General features: G+C 47.0%; 14 protein-coding genes and 1 riboswitch. Of the genes, 4 read left to right on the top strand and 10 right to left on the bottom strand.

Features of this window, described 5'->3' with window-relative positions:
- Nucleotides 1-159 precede the first annotated feature (159 nt).
- Both OCV70_RS17630 and OCV70_RS17625 read left to right on the top strand, forming a co-directional pair.
- Entirely contained in the window at nt 160-1,149 is a 990-nt protein-coding gene (locus OCV70_RS17630) for an AraC family transcriptional regulator (RefSeq protein WP_243000419.1), read from the top strand.
- Between the two features lie 167 nt (nt 1,150-1,316).
- The gene (locus OCV70_RS17625) at nt 1,317-2,987 is read left to right on the top strand and encodes an alpha-glucosidase (RefSeq protein ID WP_021924596.1); all 1,671 of its coding nucleotides are present in this window, start codon (nt 1,317-1,319) and stop codon (nt 2,985-2,987) included.
- Between the two features lie 96 nt (nt 2,988-3,083).
- Here OCV70_RS17625 and OCV70_RS17620 read toward each other — a convergent pair whose 3' ends face one another.
- Nucleotides 3,084-3,806: a helix-turn-helix domain-containing protein gene (locus OCV70_RS17620; RefSeq protein WP_202031115.1), complete on the bottom strand. Its 723-nt coding sequence runs from the start codon at nt 3,804-3,806 to the stop codon at nt 3,084-3,086.
- A gap of 366 nt (nt 3,807-4,172) precedes the next feature.
- Nucleotides 4,173-4,277: riboswitch (TPP riboswitch) on the top strand.
- A gap of 349 nt (nt 4,278-4,626) precedes the next feature.
- Here OCV70_RS17620 and thiD point away from each other — a divergent pair.
- Complete coding sequence (gene thiD / locus OCV70_RS17615; RefSeq protein ID WP_021925233.1) at nt 4,627-5,439, top strand: bifunctional hydroxymethylpyrimidine kinase/phosphomethylpyrimidine kinase; 813 nt, start codon at nt 4,627-4,629, stop codon at nt 5,437-5,439.
- Between the two features lies 1 nt (nt 5,440).
- Nucleotides 5,441-6,619, top strand: a complete 1,179-nt coding sequence (gene cytX, locus OCV70_RS17610) for a putative hydroxymethylpyrimidine transporter CytX (protein ID WP_021925232.1) — start codon at nt 5,441-5,443, stop codon at nt 6,617-6,619.
- Nucleotides 6,620-6,738: 119 nt separating this feature from the next.
- On the opposite strand, the gene OCV70_RS17605 is transcribed toward cytX, so the two are convergent.
- The 9 genes from OCV70_RS17605 to OCV70_RS17565 form a co-directional block, all read right to left on the bottom strand.
- On the bottom strand, nt 6,739-8,061 hold the full coding sequence (locus OCV70_RS17605) for an alpha-L-fucosidase (RefSeq protein ID WP_021925231.1): 1,323 nt from the start codon (nt 8,059-8,061) through the stop codon (nt 6,739-6,741).
- 64 nt (nt 8,062-8,125) lie between these two features.
- Nucleotides 8,126-9,391, bottom strand: a complete 1,266-nt coding sequence (locus OCV70_RS17600) for a M28 family metallopeptidase (protein WP_173768177.1) — start codon at nt 9,389-9,391, stop codon at nt 8,126-8,128.
- Between the two features lie 162 nt (nt 9,392-9,553).
- The gene (locus tag OCV70_RS17595; protein ID WP_173768175.1) at nt 9,554-12,043 is read right to left on the bottom strand and encodes a transglutaminase domain-containing protein; all 2,490 of its coding nucleotides are present in this window, start codon (nt 12,041-12,043) and stop codon (nt 9,554-9,556) included.
- A gap of 127 nt (nt 12,044-12,170) precedes the next feature.
- On the bottom strand, nt 12,171-12,917 hold the full coding sequence (locus OCV70_RS17590) for a copper homeostasis protein CutC (protein WP_021925228.1): 747 nt from the start codon (nt 12,915-12,917) through the stop codon (nt 12,171-12,173).
- A 101-nt stretch (nt 12,918-13,018) separates the two neighbouring features.
- Nucleotides 13,019-13,780 (bottom strand): DeoR/GlpR family DNA-binding transcription regulator, encoded by a 762-nt coding sequence (locus tag OCV70_RS17585; RefSeq protein ID WP_117854850.1) that lies wholly within the window; start codon nt 13,778-13,780, stop codon nt 13,019-13,021.
- Nucleotides 13,781-13,915: 135 nt separating this feature from the next.
- Nucleotides 13,916-14,890, bottom strand: a complete 975-nt coding sequence (locus OCV70_RS17580) for an ABC transporter ATP-binding protein (protein ID WP_021924363.1) — start codon at nt 14,888-14,890, stop codon at nt 13,916-13,918.
- Nucleotides 14,880-15,878: an ABC transporter ATP-binding protein gene (locus tag OCV70_RS17575; RefSeq protein WP_021924364.1), complete on the bottom strand. Its 999-nt coding sequence runs from the start codon at nt 15,876-15,878 to the stop codon at nt 14,880-14,882. The genes OCV70_RS17580 and OCV70_RS17575 overlap by 11 nt, the downstream gene beginning before the upstream one ends.
- Nucleotides 15,879-15,886: 8 nt before the next feature.
- The gene (locus tag OCV70_RS17570) at nt 15,887-16,810 is read right to left on the bottom strand and encodes an ABC transporter permease (RefSeq protein WP_021924365.1); all 924 of its coding nucleotides are present in this window, start codon (nt 16,808-16,810) and stop codon (nt 15,887-15,889) included.
- 2 nt (nt 16,811-16,812) lie between these two features.
- Nucleotides 16,813-17,751, bottom strand: coding sequence for an ABC transporter permease (locus tag OCV70_RS17565; protein WP_021924366.1), 939 nt, complete (start codon nt 17,749-17,751; stop codon nt 16,813-16,815).
- Nucleotides 17,752-17,760 lie beyond the last annotated feature (9 nt).

Genomic DNA, 17,760 nt, shown 5'->3' with positions numbered 1-17,760 from the left:
TTTTCAGTATTTCAGAAGCAATTCCTTGCGACAGCTTGTTTAATATACCACTGCCGCAAGGAGAAGTCAAGCACTTTTTACAAATAATTGCAGATTTTTTTGTTTACTATTATCTTGCATCTGAAACAGCGCTGTAATACATTATAAGAAAGTATTTTTATGGAGGCGATTATGTACCATCCACAATCCCCAGAATTAAAAGAAGCCAGCCCACACGGGACCCAGTCCTTTCCCTGCGCATTTTATCAGACGCAAATGAGCGGTCATGGGTTTATGGTAAAACATCACTGGCATAAAGAAGCTGAGATTCTGTATTTTCCAGGCGGGAATTTCAGAATGGAAATTAATATGGAAGCTTTTGATATCCGATCGGAATGCTTCTATTTTATTAACCCTGGTGAACTGCACAGCGTTCGGGCTGCTTCTACAGAAGTCGTGCAGGAATATGCAGTGGTCTTTCACCCGGAGCTGCTTTGCTCCCCTTTTTATGATACGGTTCAGTCCCAGCTCATCCAGCCGCTGCAAAACGGACAGCTGCATTTTCCAAGATCCATTGAAAAAGAACATCCAGCTTTTCCCCGGCTGCGGACCATATTTCTGAATATTGCAGAAGCTTTTTCCCACTGCTCTTCGCCCGAAACTCTGACAACGGAAACGGAGCATTTTCACCTCACATCCCTGCGTGCCTCCGGAACGGTGTCGGTGGAGCTTGCAGACCAGCTGACGATCAAGGCTTCCCTTCTGCAATTTTTCGCTCTTATGTCCAGATACCAGCTTTTTTCCCGGACAGAAAAAACGGATGACCACAGAGTGGAAACGATCAAGACGGCGATTACCTACATCCGGGAGCATTACCAGGAGAAAATATACATCCGTGACCTGGCTTCCCTGATCGGGCTTAACGAGCAGTACTTCTGCCGTTTTTTCAAAAAAGCCATCGGGCTGTCGCCAGTGGAATATCTGAATGAGTACCGGATTCGGCAGGCAGTGCGGCTTTTGAAGGACAGCTCGCTTCCGGTTACGGAGGTCTGCCTGGACTGCGGATATAATAACATGGGAAATTTTCTCCGGGAATTCCGCAGATACACAGGTACTACGCCGCTGCAGTACCGAAAACGCAGCCAGACTCCTGAGCATATAAATGTATAGTGCTGTTCTGCTTTCCTCCTCAAATTGCATTTATGAAACGCCCAGTTTTAAAATGTCAAAATTTCGTATTTTTTTATCATATTAAGGGAAGTTTTTTCAAATATATGTATGTATAATGTACTCATAACAAAGACGCGAACTACACTTTTTTACAGGAGGATATACATATGGAAAGAAAATGGTGGCAGGATAAGGTTGCCTATCAGATTTACCCGAAGAGCTTTTACGATACAAACGGTGACGGAATCGGCGATCTGCCGGGAATTATAGAGAAGTTGGATTACCTGAAGGATCTTGGCGTAGATATCATCTGGCTTTCCCCGTGCTATCGCTCTCCGCTGGCAGACCAGGGCTACGATATTTCCGATTATTATGACATTGACCCCCGCTTTGGCACCATGGAAGATATGGACTGCCTGATTGCAGAAGCTAAGAAGCGCGGCATGTACATTCTGATGGATCTGGTTGTAAACCACTGCTCCGACGAACACGAATGGTTCAAAAAAGCCTGCCAGGATCCAGATGGAAAATACGGAAACTTCTTTTATTTAAGGGACAAAAAAGAAGACGAGCTTCCAACCAACTGGCGCTCTTATTTCGGCGGCCCTGTGTGGGAGGATCTTCCGGGAACCAACAAGCAGTATCTTCATGTTTTCCACAAGAAACAGCCAGACCTGAACTGGGAAAATCCGGAACTTCGTGAAGAGGTTTACAAGAACATCAACTGGTGGCTGGACAAGGGCCTGGGCGGTTTCCGAATTGATGCGATCATTAATATTAAGAAAGCTCTTCCCATGCATAATTACGAGCCAGACCGCGAGGACGGACTTTGCTATATTGGAAAAATGCTGGAAGAAGCGACTGGAATCGGGGAATTCCTTGGAGAAATGCGGGACCGCACCTTTAAGCCACACGATGCTTTTTCCGTAGGCGAAGTTTTCAACGCAAAGGACGAGGAGCTTCCGGATTTCATTGGGGATAATGGATATTTCTCTTCCATGTTTGATTTCAATGAAACGATTTTCGGCGGATCGGAAAAGGGCTGGTATGACTGTAAGGAAATTACACCGGACGATTACAAGCGCTGCTGTTTTGAGACACAGGCAAAAATGGGGAATTTCGGATTTGTTTCCAATATTATTGAAAATCATGACGAGCCTCGTGGTGTGAGCCACTATATTCCAGAGGGAGACTGCTGCAATACCAGCAAAAAGATGCTGGCAGCATTGAATTTTATGCTCCGCGGACTGCCGTTTATTTATCAAGGCCAGGAGCTTGGCATGGAAAATGTGCCGTTTAAATCCATTGATGAGGTGGATGATATTTCTACTTTGGATGAGTATAAGGTTGCACTGGATGCGGGACTTGCTCCTGATGCAGCATTGAAGGCAGTTGCACGCCGCAGCAGGGATAATGCGCGGACACCTATGCAGTGGTCAGATGGGAAAAACGCTGGATTTACCACTGGCACTCCATGGCTTCGGGTGAATCCCAACTATACTGCCATTAACGTGGAAAAAGAAGCGCAGAATCCGGACTCTGTACTGAATTTCTATAAGAAACTGATTGCACTTCGCAAGGATCCGGAATATAAGGAGACAGTTGTGTACGGTGCTTTGGAGCCATTTATGAAGGAGCGCCACAATCTGATGGCTTACTACCGTAAGTGGGATAAGACGCTTCTGGTAGTTGGAAATTATCAGTGGGATGAGCAGGAAATTGAGCTTCCAGGCGCATGCAAAAAAGTGCTGATCAATAATTATCCAGATGTAGTTATAGATGGAAATAAGATTAAGCTGCATGGATATCAGGTGCTGGTTCTGGAATTGGCAGCATAATAAAAAGGACTGCCCTCGCCGAATCGATTTTTCTTTCTCAGGTAAATCGACTCTGCGGGGCAGTTTTTGATTATTTGGAAAATTCGGGCAAAGGGGTTATTCCTTTTGGGAAGTATTTCTTTCCTGCTCCATCTCCCACTCTTCTTTGCGTATCTGCGCTACAATCCCTCGAACTCCGACCACAACAGCAAGACTAACGGCAAAAATAATCACTGTATAAATTTTTTCACCGAAATTCAAATCTTTTATGTAAGACAGACCACCGCTGACCACAAAATTGACTGACATAATTACCAGAAACATCACGGCACCGATGATCCGTTCCAGCATTACATTTGATGTGCGGAATTTCCTTGCCGGCAATTTTTTATCCAGATAACTCACGCAGAAGATCAGTACCAACGCCAGGAGCCAACAGGTAATGCTGATATAATGAATCAGTGGAAGTCCGCTGATTTTTCTAACAATAAAGGGAAAATCTACCAGGACAAATATTGTCAGGTTAAGGATATACAGCACCACCTGCAGTCCCATAAGCTGTCCAGTGCTAACAGAGTCCATGAGCATTTTCTCCGTCTCTTTCTGGTACTGCTCCGGCTCTAAATGCTTCCCTGCCAGAAGCTCGCTGACAGAAATGTCCAGTTCTTTGCAGAGGGGCTCCATAAGGCTCACATCTGGAAAGGAGCGGCCCGTCTCCCACTTGGAAACGGCGCGGTCCGTTACATTTAATTTTTCACCCAGCTGCTTTTGGGTTAGTTTTTTCTCTTTGCGGCATGCGGCGATGAATGTGCCTATTTCATTTTTTGTTATGTCGGTCATGATGTGCCTCCTTGTGATGGTTCTTTCTTCTAGTACATCGTTTCGTAAATAACTATACCAATCGCGTAGGATGTGGATTCGAGTGTGCAGGTATAAAAACGCAGGCGTAGCGGGCTACGCTGAGGCTTTTATACCTGGGCAATCGGATTCACAGGCAAGTGAGTGGTATAGTTATTTCGAAAACGATGTACTAGTAAGAACCTTGCCGCGATCAAGACAGCCGTAGGAATCTGGCTGATTTGTTATCTTGATTATGCCATAAATCAGGGAATTCGTCACCCTACCGATGGTTGATTGCGGTAAAATTGCGGAATTTTTTATCTTACAAACAATTTATTGACAAATTTTCCCATTATTACTATAATGACAAAAGAACAGGGGAGCTTGTAAACAGGCTGAGAGGAAATTATGAATTTCGACCCTTTACCTGATGCGGATAATGCCGCCGTAGGAAGTCATAATGATTTTTTTCGGAGACACCAGAACGCGGGTGTCTCTTTTTTATTTTGAAAGTCCTGGACGGCAACCATGAGTGAGCCATGCCTGCATGAGCGAATTCATGGATATCGGACAGGCTAGACCGTATGAGTAAGTAGGGCAATAGCCCAGATTACGAATACGGGCGGCAACTATGGGAGCGTCGCAGACGCGTAATAGCTGACTTTCAAATGTCTGCGCAGCAGACATTTCCTTATAGAGGCAGCAATGCAGCGTTCGGCTGGGGGCACCACTTTCGGACGCTATATAAAATTAATGCATAAATAACACCAGAGCCTGTCCGGTATTTTGCCAGGCAGGACAAGAGAAAGGATGAGACATTATGAGAACAGCATTAACAATCGCTGGAAGTGACTCCAGCGGAGGCGCCGGTATCCAGGCTGATATCAAGACAATGATCAGCAATGGAGTATATGCTATGAGTGCGATCACTGCACTTACGGCACAGAATACTACCGGTGTGACAGCAATCATGGAAGCAACGCCAGAATTTCTGGCAGAACAGCTGGATAATATTTTCACAGATATTTATCCTGACGCAGTGAAGATCGGAATGGTATCTTCCAGCGCATTGATTGAAACGATTGCGAAGAAGCTCCATCAGTATGATGCCAAAAACATCGTTGTGGATCCAGTTATGGTAGCCACCAGCGGAGCCAAGCTGATCAACGACGAGGCAATTGATGCTCTGAAAAGCCAGCTTCTTCCTATGGCGACAGTCCTCACACCGAATATTCCGGAGGCTGAGGTTCTTTCCGGAATGAAAATAGAGACAGCCGACGATATGATCAAGGCCGCTGCTGCCATCGGAGACAAATATCACTGCGCAGTGCTTTGCAAGGGTGGGCATCAGTTGAACGATGCCAACGACCTTCTGTGGCGCGGCGGCGGTTACAAATGGTTCCAAGGAAAACGGATCAACAATCCCAACACGCACGGAACCGGCTGCACTTTGTCCAGTGCCATTGCTTCTAATCTGGCAAAGGGATTTGACCTGGATACTTCTGTGGAACGTGCCAAGAAATATATTTCCGGTGCTCTGGCTGCCATGCTGGATCTGGGAAAAGGCAGCGGACCTATGAATCATGGATTTGCAATTCAAAATGAATTTACATTAGCCAAGGAGGACAACTAACATGACCGAAAAACGTACCTCCATCTTCGAAAACGGCCTGATCTGGTTCGGCGCAGGTGTTTCCCTGGCGGAAATCCTTACTGGAACTTATTTTGCCCCACTTGGCTTCCAAAAAGGGCTTCTTGCTATTATTATTGGACACATTATCGGCTGCACCATGCTTTTCCTGGCCGGTGTAATCGGCGGAAAAACACGCCGCAGTGCTATGGAAACTGTAAAAATGAGCTTCGGGGAAAAGGGCGGAATCTTCTTTTCCTTCCTGAATGTGCTTCAATTGGTGGGCTGGACTGCCATTATGATCTATGACGGCGCGCTGGCAGCTGACGGTGTACTTCATACAGGCAGCTGGGTATGGTGTCTGGTTATTGGCGCACTGATCGTGCTGTGGATTTTTATCGGTATCACCAACCTGGGAAAAATCAACACCATCGCAATGGCGGCTCTGTTTATTCTCACACTGGTGCTTTGCAAGCTGATCTTTTTTGATGGCGGCACAGCACTTGCCATTGGAGAAGAGGCGATGTCCTTTGGTGCTGCTGTAGAGCTGTCTGTAGCAATGCCGCTGTCCTGGCTGCCGCTGATCAGCGACTACACAAGGGAAGCAAAGGAACCTGTGAAGGCTACCGCAGTGAGTGCGATTATTTATGGCCTGGTAAGCTGCTGGATGTACGTGATCGGTATGGGCGCTGCTATTTATACCGGAGAGTCTGATATTGCACAGATCATGGTAAAAGCAGGACTTGGAATCGCAGGACTTCTGATCATTGTATTTTCCACTGTTACCACCACATTCCTGGATGCTTATTCCGCCGGAATTTCTTCTGAATCTGTATTTTCCAGGATCAATGGAAAATATGCGGCCATTGCAGTGACTGTGATTGGAACCATCGGCGCCATTGTTTATCCAATGGACAATATTACAGATTTCCTGTACCTTATTGGTTCCGTGTTTGCACCTATGATTGCCATCCAGATTGCAGATTTCTTCCTGCTCAAACGCGCCGACAGCCTGGGCGAGGCCGTTGACATCACAAATGCTGTGATCTGGGTAATTGGATTCATTCTGTATCGAATTTTAATGAGAATTGATATCCCGGTAGGAAATACACTGCCGGATATGGTGATCACTATTTTGATCTGCATGGCGGCACGAAATGTTTTTAAAGAAAAAAATTCATAAATCAACCAATTCCATGTAGTAATAAACATGAAAGCCCTCAGAGAAAAAACTCCGAGGGCTTTCGTTTTGGCTTATCGAAACGTATCGTATTCACACCGTGTATAGGAACCAGACATGCTTTAATTTTCGTTTTCCTCCAGCGTCACTTCCACAACTGTATCCCGGGGATCTGGGAGGGGGTAGCTGTCGCAGGTGTCTGCGTTAAGGAAGAAAAACTGGTTCTGGGAGTATTCTTTCAGATTCCAGTAGTTTGTCAGGCGAACTTCGGAATTGTCGCTGATGCGGCGGAGTCTTTTGATCTTTCCGTGGATTCCGGTGAGGGGAATGGCTCCTGCCTGGGCTTCCATAACGTGGGCGTAGATCTTGCTGCCATTGCGGGTGTAGCGGCCCCATTCCGGCTTGTCAATTCCGGCGTAGCCGCAGCCGTAAATACTCTTGGAGTTCTCGTCCATCCACTCGCCCACTTCTTCCAGAATCTTCACGGATTCCTTTGGAATACGGCCTTTGGCATCCGGGCCTACGTTCAGAAGAAGGTTGCCGCCTTTGCTGACGCACTCAACCAGCATATGAATGACCATCTCCGCTGATTTATAATGGTGATCGCTGGATGCATAGCCCCAGTTGTTGTTCAGGGTCAGGCACGCTTCCCACGGCACCGGATCACCTAACTCATTGCGGATTCCTGCCGGAGGGATCATCTGCTCCGGAGAGGCGAAATCTCCGGAATATTCCGTTGGGTTGGCTGTAAGAATAGAACCGGAATCCTCTGCACTTCCTTCCAGACGATTATCAATGATCAGCCACGGCTGAATGGAACGCACCATAGAAATCAACTCCTGTGCTTTCCATTTATCACATTTCATATCCCCATAAGAAAAGTCGAACCACATCAGATCCAGCTTTCCGTAATTGGTGAGAAGCTCCTTGATCTGTCCGAACATAAAATCCAGATAACGGTCAAAATTGCGGTTCTCGTTGGAGCACTCCGGGTGATTGCGCATTGGATGATGCATGTCGCCATAGTGCGGGAAATCCGGGTGACGCCAGTCAATAATGGAAAAATACAGGCCTACCTTGATTCCTTCTGCACGAAAAGCTTCCAAAAATTCTTTTACCAGGTCTTTGTGGCAGGCTGCATTCATGGAATTGTAGTCTGTCAGCTTGGTATCAAACAGGCAGAAACCGTCATGATGCTTGGCGGTAAGTACGGCGTACTTCATGCCGGCCTTCTTTGCCAGACGAGCCCATTCTCTTGGATTATAATTTTCTGCTGTAAATTCTTCTGTCAGTGGGCAGTACTCCTCATGGGGAATCTGCTCCACACTTCTTACCCACTCACCACGGGCTGGAATTGCATACAGCCCCCAGTGGATAAACATGCCGAAACGGGCATCACGGTACCACTCGGTACGTTTGGTTCTTTCTTCGATTACTTTATTCATTTCTTCGTCCTTTCCTATCAAAAATATCTCAACCAATCAAATAAATACTCAGTTCAGAATTTTATCATGAAGCAAAATACTTCTCCAATTCCCTCTTCATATCTGCGGGAATTTCCCGCTCAAATGAAAGCTCTGGCTCATTTGCCACCCATGCGGCAGCTGTGCAAAGGGTTTTCGCCCCTTCCGCCAGCGCACGGGGAGAAATATATTCTACGGTATCGTGTCTCGTATGCATGCCGAAACCATCGCGGTTCAAGGTCAGCGCCGGGACACCTTTCCATGCGAAAGTATTGGAGTCGCTGGCCCAAACCTGGTTCTTAATGGTTACGCCAAGCTGATTTTCCTCCATAAGCTCTTTCAGCGCAGTGCACACAGTAGGATCCGCAGTGACTCCCAGTACATTTCCGCCAAGAAGCTGTCCTGCCAGATCTACATTCAGATTAAATACATGTCTGCCCATTTCGTTTTCATGGGATTTCACATAGTTCTGGCTTCCGATCAGTCCTTTTTCCTCGGAACCAAACCAGATAAATTCCATGGTTCTGGCTGGTCTGTGCTCTGCAAAATAATGGAACGCTTCCATCACCATAGCGCCGCCGGACATGTTGTCGTAAGCACCAGGTCCCTCTGGCACAGAATCATAGTGAGCTGTCACAGTCACAATTTCCTCTGGAAGTTCAGTTCCCAGAATGCAGACTGCCACATTGGCAGAATTCCGGGAAATTTCGCTCTGCTGAATATTCAGCCTGCACATGGAAGCTTCCTTTTCTACAATTTCCACGGCATCCAGGTAGTGAATGGCTGCGCCCGGAAGGTCACATGCCTTGCGGCGGTACTGCACAGGAGTTCTGTCCTCGCCCTGATCAAGAGGCGTACCGCAAACCGTCACAAATCCTGCAGCCCCAGCGTCCTTGATCTTATTGATCATATTCTCCCGTACAGGGTCGCACACCAGCACCACAGCACCCTTCGCCTGGGAAAGGCTGATGTCATCTCCCTTTCCCACGAAAAGGAACGGGGCTGTGATGCCTTCTGCCGGGGTGCATGCACCGTTCAAATATGCACGCACCAGATAGGATTTCTCATAAGGCTGGCAGATGGTCAGCTCAGCCCTTTTCTCCTGGAAATCCGGGCACTGGAAAAGCTCCATGCGGGGAGTCTGGATATAAGTTTCTTTTCCTGGCTGGGCTGCGATCTTTTCCGCTTCCTTCAGAATGTATTCTGCTGCCTTGTATTCCCCTTTTGTCCCGGACTCACGGACATAGGCGGTATCCGCAACAAACTGATAGGCTCTTTTTCCATCCGGGTGAATTTCTGTGTAATGATTCATAATATATACTCCACTAAAAACAGTTCTCAGTTCCAAACACAGTTTAATATTATGTATTGTTCTTTATAGTTGCCGTTTGTCTCATATGCCAAAATCATGCTTCGCATAATTTCTCACCACAATTCACCAAACATTATCCATGAAAAATCATTTTTCAAAGGCTTACATCTCCGGCACTTCTTCCATAATACGAATCAGCATATCGCCGGTTCCTACATTATAGCCGCTGGTTGCATAAATTCCCACAGATTCTCCGTTTGTTACCAGAATCAGCGGAAGCTTATCCGGGTCCACATACATTCTTCTGCCCAGAAGCTCAATGTTTTCCTCAAAGGAATCGTAGTAAACGGAAATCTTCGGGAAAGTCTTCAGAACCTTTGCAAGAAGCGGGTCGCCCTTAGCTTCCCCAGTACGAATCATAAAGGAAATGCAGGTTTCAAACTGGTGGAATTTTTCTGCATGTTCCAGCATTTCGTTCAAAATATGCTCGGTAGGCTCACGGCTCTCTTCCAGCCACATAAGGATTTTCTTGCCACCCCGGGTAAGGTCTGCGCAGGTCACAATTCCGCCATCTGCATCTTTTACCTCAAACTCTGGCAGGGAAATACGCTCCAGCATATCCCCCAGCTGTGCTTCCCGAAGGCGCAGAGTTTCGTAATGTTTCTCTTCGTCCTTCACAATGATTGTCTTTTCCCAGGAGAACTGGTTTCCGTTTGGCAGGCGGTTGGTGGTGATGATCCGGTATGTGCCTGGAATCAACGCCAGTTCCAAAGTATCTCCTTCCCAGGCTCTGTTTGTAAGATCCAGGGAAGCATATTCGTTTCCAACAAGACGTCCAATGGTCCAGTTCTGGTAATAATTCCACTGGGTACCCTCTTCCTTTTTCAGGTAAAGAGCTGCGCTCCATTTCTCCTGTTTCAGAACAGATACAAACTGGCATTTATCCCAGTACTCCATTACATGGCTTCCAGGATTTAATCTGGCCGGGATTCCAAGAGTACGGGCAATTGCTACGAAAAGCACTTTCTGGGAGCGCTCTGTTCCGATGCCGGATATCAGACATTCGTATGGAGTCTCCATTACAGTCTCACGCTCGTTATATGGGTAAGCAGTAATGAGCTCTCTGATATAGTTCCAGATTTCTGCCGGGTTCTCACGGAAAGCGGCTTTCTGTTCTTCTGTAAAGAATGAGAGAATACCTTTTCTGTATGGGCGAAGAAGCTCGTATTCTACACGGGGATTCAAAACATAGTTGATATATAAATCGTACTCATCTGCTTCTCTATACTGCTGTGCATATATTTTGCCATATGCAAGATGCTCTTCCAATACGCTGCACACGCAGTCCGTGTGATCCTTCTCAGACAAAACATCTGCCATTGCCTGGCGAAGCTCTTTCTCATCTTCTCCTGCAAGAAATGCCGTCAGTTCTGGATTCACCCAGTTCTCTTTCTTCTCGCGGCGAAGCTGATTCGCCTCATTCAGGCGGCGGGTTCCGATTGCTTTCTGCTCTGGAGTGGGCATATCCGGGTTCACAGGAGTGTCTACAGGTGCGATCACATCTACAGCTTTCCAGTCCTCTGCTGCCACAGCCTCTCCTGTAAGAATCAGCTTCACATTCACCTGCTCTCTGGTATCCACATCTGCCTGGGCAAATCCTTCCATGTCCGGGCGGAACGCGGCAACACGCACGCTTCCAAATCCGGTAACCAGAGAAACGTTTCCATTCTCATCTGTCATAGCTTTGGCAATGGGATAATATTCTCCCATGTTCAAAACCTGGAACTGTACCTGGGCATCTTTCACCGGTGCACCTGCATGGTCTGTCACCTGTACTGTCACTGTCTTAACCTTTGCATAGCGCGCAGTCTGGTTTAGCATAACCGCTGCCCCCTCTTTGCCGATCACATCCTCCCCTTCTGCGGGGAAAAGATCAAACAATCTGGAATGGACCATCATGGCTCTGGAGGAAGCATTGGTAAACCAGCCTTTGTTCAGAATCATAAGGGGCTCGCACGCTCCTGTGAAATACCACTTTCCATCGCACCACAGCTCTACCCATGCATGATTGTCATCACAGTGTGACCATCTTGGCACATACACCTGACGGGCCGGGATTCCCACGCTTCGAAGGGCATTTACCAGGAAAACGGACTCCTCACCGCAGCGGCCATATCCTCTTCTGTACACCGTAAGTGCCGGAAGGGTTCTGTCATCTCCGCTGTGATAAGTAGCTTCTTCCGCGCACCAGTAATTTACTTCAATTGCAGCATCTTTCGCATTTTTTCCTTCAATACGATCCTTTAACTCATTCCAGAAAAACGTTCTGCAGGGAAGTACTTCTTCCTCATTCACTCTATGATCCAGAATATAGTTCAAAAACATTTCCTCTGGAAGCGCATGCACTCGTTCCAGATGATTATAAAGAAACAACCCATGACCTGCAAAATCCTTAATATCCTCGAAAGAATAATTCACCAGATCACTATACGGCGCTGTCACATACAAATACTTCATAGCCAGCGCCAGGTCCCTGTCACAGGCATCCAGTTTCCCGCAGATGTTCTTCAGCGGCTCTCTGTCCGCTCCAAGCTTTTCTGTTAATTTCAAAAATTCTTCTTCAATTTTCTTCTCACTGTTCTGAAGAAACATATATTCATCCTCCTCATCGAAAGAAGTTTATTATAGAAAAAACGCCCTTTCACGAAAAAACTGTTCTTTTTTGTGAAAGAGCGTGTAGCGTGACGGAGACAGCCAGCGGCACCCGTCCGCTGCTCCATCACAAAGTAGCTAATACATTCCGGGCTCTTCTTACTTCTGCCTCGCTGGTCCTGAAAATCTCAAACTCGCTTAAAGACGGCAAGCCCATGCTCACTCCGTCCTTGCGGTACTGCATCTCACTTTCCAGCACAATTTTGCCCGTCATATGATAATCTGTGATTCCGGTCTTCTCATAGATAGAAGAAATGGCATCTGCATTTACCCCGGCGCCAGCCATAATATGAATACGGCCTGCGCTTGCCTTCACCAGGTCAGCAAGAAGCTGGGAGCCATCCACGCAGTTATTCTTCTGTCCTGATGTAAGAATGGTGTGAAAACCAAGGGAAATGGCCTGCTCAAGAGCCTCCATAGGATCCCTGCACACATCAAATGCACGATGCAGGGTCACGGACATTCCCTTCGCTTCCTCCATCAGCTGTGCAAGATGCTCCACATCCAGAGAGCCATCCGGCCGCAGCATACCGATCACCACGCCCTGCGCTCCCAGCTCACGGAATCTTCTCACTTCTGAACGAATAATATCAAATTCATAATCTGTATAACAAAAATCACCGAATCTTGGGCGGATCAGAGCATGGATCTTAATGTCACTGTGCTCTCTGATCTCACGGAAAAGGCTCTCAGAAGGGGTTGTCCCTCCGATCACCACATTCCCGCAAAGCTCAATCCGGTCCGCTCCGCCTTTTTCAGCGGCAAGTACAGATTCCACAGAATCTGCGCATACCTCCAAAATAAACTTTTCCATATCCTCTTTTTCCTTTCACGTTCCTGTTCACTGCCTTCGCAGCAACGCGCTTCGCAAAATTCTATCATTCATGGACAGAAACTTATTTACGCAATCCTTTCTCAGTACAGCGCAACGCCAAGAGAATCCAGCATGTCCTGAACGGAACCATCTGGAAACTCATCCGTGATAATTCCATCCAGCGCATCCAGCTGTGTAAATTTGTAAGATTCATTAAAATAAAATTTCTCCCGCTCCATCACAGCGTACTTATGTCTGCTGCTCTCAATGGCAGCTTTCTTAGTCAGGCCGTCCTCCACGCCCAAAGTGGTAACGGTGTGATCCATCATATCAATTCCGCAGCTTCCCATAAAGGCCCGGTCAAAGCTGTACTGCCGGATCACCTGGATTGCTGCGGAGCCAAGGAACCCGTTTACTGTGGGATACATGATTCCCCCGGTTCCAATGGCTGTGATCTTGGGATTTTGCGCAAGCAGCTGTAGAATATCGATCATGTTGCTTACTACGGTAAGCTGCATGTTGGATTTCGCGATCAGCTTGGCAAGTTCAATATTGGTTGTGGAAATATCCAGAAAGATTGCCTCTCTTTCCCGGATCAGTTTCATGGCCTTGGCCGCAATCACCATTTTCTTTTCCACATGATAATTTCTTCTGTCAATAACATCTCTTTCCAGCGGGTAATCCTGGGAAAGAATCGCACCACCGTAAGTTCTTTTTAATTTGCCGGCATTTTCAAGAGTTTTCAGATCTTTACGGATGCAGTCCTCTGTCACCTGAAACATTTCGCTCAGTTCCCGGACGCGGACTTTCCCCTGTTCCCGAAGGACTTTCTCGATGGCTTGCTGCCTTTCTTCAATGAACATCCTTCTTCCTCCTGTTTCCCGTTACATTTCTGTTATCTGCCAGCGGCTTACCAGAAAGCTTCTAAATAATATTGCCCACAGACAACACATCCTTCTTTAGAAAACCTGCTGGTCATTGCTGTACAGAGTGCTTATCTACTGCACCTGGCTGCAGGCAACAAAATGTCCCGGTTTTACCTCAACAAGCTTCGGCTGGCTCTTATGACAGCTGTCCTTGCAAACCGGACAGCGGCTGCAGAACTTACACTCATCTCCAAGTCCGATGGGGTTCGGAAGAGTACCCTCCAGCATGATTCTCTGACGGTTCTTCTCAATATCCGGATCCGGAATCGGGATGGCGGAAAGAAGAGCCTTGGTGTACGGGTGCATGGGGTTCTCGAAAAGCTCCTCGCTCTCAGCAAGCTCAACCAGTGATCCTAAGTACATAACACCGATACGGTCACTGATGTGCTTAACCATAGAAAGGTCATGGGCAATAAACAGATAAGTCAGTCCTCGTTCTCTCTGAAGCTGCTCCAGAAGGTTGATAACCTGAGCCTGAATGGAAACGTCCAATGCGGAGATTGGCTCATCACAAACGATAAAATCCGGATCCACTGCAAGTGCACGGGCGATACCAACTCGCTGGCGCTGTCCGCCGGAGAACTCATGAGGGAAACGGTCTGCATGCTCTGCCTGCAGTCCAACTGTCTCAAGAAGCTCCAGGACCTTGTCGTTACGCTCTTTCTTATTCGCTGCAAGGCCGTGGGCATCAATTCCCTCTGCTACAATATCCAGAATCTTTCTTCTTGGGTTCAGGGATGCATATGGATCCTGGAAAATCATCTGCATTCTTCTGCAAAGCTCATGTCTCTGCTTCTTATCCAAATTCTTGTCAATCTTTAGTCCGTCGAAGGTTACGCTTCCTTCGGTAGGCTCATAAAGATGGATCACAGTTCTTCCAAATGTGGATTTACCGCATCCGGACTCTCCAACCAGACCAAGAGTCTCGCCCTTGTAAATCTGAAGGGAAACGTCATCCACTGCTTTCAGGATCTTTTTGTTTCCAACATCAAAATATTTCTTCAGGTTCTTTACGTCAAGAAGTACCTGCTTGTCATCATTTTTCATCAGCTTTTACCTCCTGTGCCATCTCATCCAGCATCCAGCATGCTGACTTGTGATTCTTGCCGCATTCGGTATAATCCGGCATAAATTTCTGGCAAACGATCATCGTCTCCTGACATCTTGCAGCAAAAGGACATCCCACCGGCGGATCCATCAGATCTGGAGGAGTACCTGGAATGGCCTGAAGCTCGCCGCCTTTTTCGTGTGCTTTCGGAATGGAACGGAGAAGTCCCTTGGTGTACTCGTGACATGGGTTGTGGAAAATATCCGCCACATCACCAGTCTCAACCAGCTTGCCGCCGTACATAACTGCTACACGGTCTGCAATGTTTGCCACAACGCCAAGGTTGTGGGTAATGATAATAATAGAGGTCTTGATTTTCTTCTGAAGGTCGCGCATCAGATCCAGGATCTGTGCCTGGATGGTTACGTCAAGTGCTGTGGTAGGCTCATCCGCGATCAGCACCTTGGGATCGCACGCAAGGGCAATGGCGATCACAACACGCTGTCTCATACCGCCAGATAACTGATGAGGATATTGGTCATAACGTGCCTCCGGATTGGAGATTCCAACCAGGGAAAGAAGCTCAATGGCTCTTGCCTTGCGGTCTGCCTTGCTCATCTCCTTGCAGTGCTCCTTGAGCATTTCCTCGATCTGTTTTCCAACCTTCATGGTAGGGTTCAGGGAGGTCATTGGATCCTGGAAGATCATGGCGATCTCGCTTCCTCTGACCTGCTGCATCTGACGCTCTGTGTATTTGGTCAGGTCATTTCCCTGGAACATAACAGTTCCGTCTACTACTTTTCCATTCTTGGGAAGAATTCCCATAACGCCCTTCATGGTAATGGATTTTCCGGAACCGGACTCTCCAACTACCGCAAGGGTCTCCTGCTCATTCAGGTAAAAATCCACGCCGCGCACAGCCTGTACAACACCTTTGTGCGTCTTGATGTGGATGGTAAGATTCTTTACTTCTAATATTTTTCCCATAGCTGTACCTACTTTCTCATCTGCGGATCAAGGGCATCACGAAGTCCGTCGCCCAGAATACTGAAGCATACCATAATCAGTACGATAACGATAGCCGGGAAAACCAGTACGTGCGGATACATACGCAGTACCTGATAGCCGCCGTTGATCAATACACCAAGGGAAGCCTGCGGCTCTGCCAGACCGATACCGATAAAGCTTAAGAATGCCTCTGTGAAAATAGCACTTGGGATTGTGAACATAACGTTGATTACGATAACGCTGACTGTGTTCGGGATCAGATCCTTCATAATAATATTGAACTTGCTGGTTCCAAGAACCTGGGAAGCAAGAACGAATTCCTGGTTTTTCAGCTTCAGGATCTCAGCACGGACAAGTCTTGCCATGTTTACCCATCCGGTAATGGAAAGGGCTGCGATAATAGTTCCTACACCTGCCGGGAACGCCATCAGGAAAAGGATTACGATAATAAGGCTTGGGATACCTACCAGTACCTCGATGATACGCTGCATCACAGCATCCACCTTGCCGCCGAAAAGAGCGGAAACAGCACCGTAAAGGACTCCGACTACAAGGTCAAGAATTGCAGCTACAAGTGCGATCATAAGGGAAATTCTGGTTCCCATCCAGGTACGTACCCAAAGGTCACGTCCAAACTGGTCAGCACCGAAAATATGTGCTGCGCTCGGAAGACCGTATACATTGTTATAATCTGTATCTCTAAATGAATATTTACTGAAAATCGGTGCAAAAATGGCAAGCAGGATAATTGCTACCAGAATAAATAATGCTACAACTGCTGCCTTATTCTTTTTCAGACGGATCCATGCATCTGCCAGCATAGTGGAAGCCGGAGCTGCGATATGCTCTTTCTCAGAGGCTTCTACCTTTGCTTTCTGATACATGCTGCGGTCAATTTTTGATTTGTCCACAATCAGCTCTCCTTTCCTTTAGCAAGACGAATTCTCGGGTCAATAAGAGAATAAGCCAAATCAACAAGCAATACGATCAGCATATAAAATGCTGCATAGAAAATAGTAATACCCATGATTACCGGATAGTCATTGGCTTTGATACAATCTACGAAAAGACTTCCGATTCCGGGGATACTGAAGATATTCTCAACAGCGAGGGATCCTGTCATAAGGTTTACCACAATAGGTCCTAAAATCGTGACAACCGGAAGAATGGAGTTACGTACAGCATGACGCATCAGCACCTTCATCTGGCTGAGACCTTTCGCTCTGGCTGTTATGATATAATCCTGATCCAGTACATCCAGCATTTCTGTACGCATAAAGCGGGCAACCATGGCTGTTGCACTAAATGAAAGCGCAATGGACGGCAATACGGAACAGTTCCAGCCGGTCCAGAATCCAACCGGGAGAACGCCCCATTTCAGACCAATGTAATACTGGAGAAGGGCTGCAGCGACGAAGTTCGGCACCGAGACGCCCAGCACGGCCAATATCATGGTAAAATAATCAATTCCGCTATTGTGCTTCCAGGCAGCCAGGATTCCTAAGATCAATCCGATTGCAAGTCCGATCAGTACTGCCTGGATACCAATCAAAGCAGATGGTCCAAGACGTCCTGTGATAACTTTGGAAACATCCTGGTTTACATAGGTAAAGGAAGTACCTAAATCTCCCTTGAGCATGTTCTTAATATATTTCACATACTGCATGGGAAGAGAATCATTTAATCCGTACATTTCCAGCACACGTTCCTGCTGCTGGGGCGTCATAATGCTAAAACGCTCCGCATCAAAAGGTGTACCCGGAAGATTTTTCATCATGAAAAAGGTACAGGTCACGATTACCCATAAGGTAACCAGGATGTACCCTAATCGCTTTAATACATATTTCAGCATGACATCACC

Origin of the sequence: Blautia acetigignens, from assembly GCF_025566865.1 — a bacterium.
Classification (GTDB): Bacteria; Bacillota; Clostridia; order Lachnospirales; family Lachnospiraceae; genus Blautia_A; species Blautia_A acetigignens.
The sequence above is the reverse complement of the archived record's forward strand: the minus strand, read 5'-3'. Positions and strand labels throughout refer to the sequence as shown.

Bases quoted from the DNA above. Each gene is read 5' to 3' on its own strand.
- OCV70_RS17630 (WP_243000419.1), top strand. From the start codon at position 160: ATGGAGGCGATTATGTACCATCCACAATCCCCAGAATTAAAAGAAGCC.
- OCV70_RS17625 (WP_021924596.1), top strand. From the start codon at position 1,317: ATGGAAAGAAAATGGTGGCAGGATAAGGTTGCCTATCAGATTTACCCG.
- OCV70_RS17620 (WP_202031115.1), bottom strand. From the start codon at position 3,806: ATGACCGACATAACAAAAAATGAAATAGGCACATTCATCGCCGCATGC.
- thiD (WP_021925233.1), top strand. From the start codon at position 4,627: ATGAGAACAGCATTAACAATCGCTGGAAGTGACTCCAGCGGAGGCGCC.
- cytX (WP_021925232.1), top strand. From the start codon at position 5,441: ATGACCGAAAAACGTACCTCCATCTTCGAAAACGGCCTGATCTGGTTC.
- OCV70_RS17605 (WP_021925231.1), bottom strand. From the start codon at position 8,061: ATGAATAAAGTAATCGAAGAAAGAACCAAACGTACCGAGTGGTACCGT.
- OCV70_RS17600 (WP_173768177.1), bottom strand. From the start codon at position 9,391: ATGAATCATTACACAGAAATTCACCCGGATGGAAAAAGAGCCTATCAG.
- OCV70_RS17595 (WP_173768175.1), bottom strand. From the start codon at position 12,043: ATGTTTCTTCAGAACAGTGAGAAGAAAATTGAAGAAGAATTTTTGAAA.
- OCV70_RS17590 (WP_021925228.1), bottom strand. From the start codon at position 12,917: ATGGAAAAGTTTATTTTGGAGGTATGCGCAGATTCTGTGGAATCTGTA.
- OCV70_RS17585 (WP_117854850.1), bottom strand. From the start codon at position 13,780: ATGTTCATTGAAGAAAGGCAGCAAGCCATCGAGAAAGTCCTTCGGGAA.
- OCV70_RS17580 (WP_021924363.1), bottom strand. From the start codon at position 14,890: ATGAAAAATGATGACAAGCAGGTACTTCTTGACGTAAAGAACCTGAAG.
- OCV70_RS17575 (WP_021924364.1), bottom strand. From the start codon at position 15,878: ATGGGAAAAATATTAGAAGTAAAGAATCTTACCATCCACATCAAGACG.
- OCV70_RS17565 (WP_021924366.1), bottom strand. From the start codon at position 17,751: ATGCTGAAATATGTATTAAAGCGATTAGGGTACATCCTGGTTACCTTA.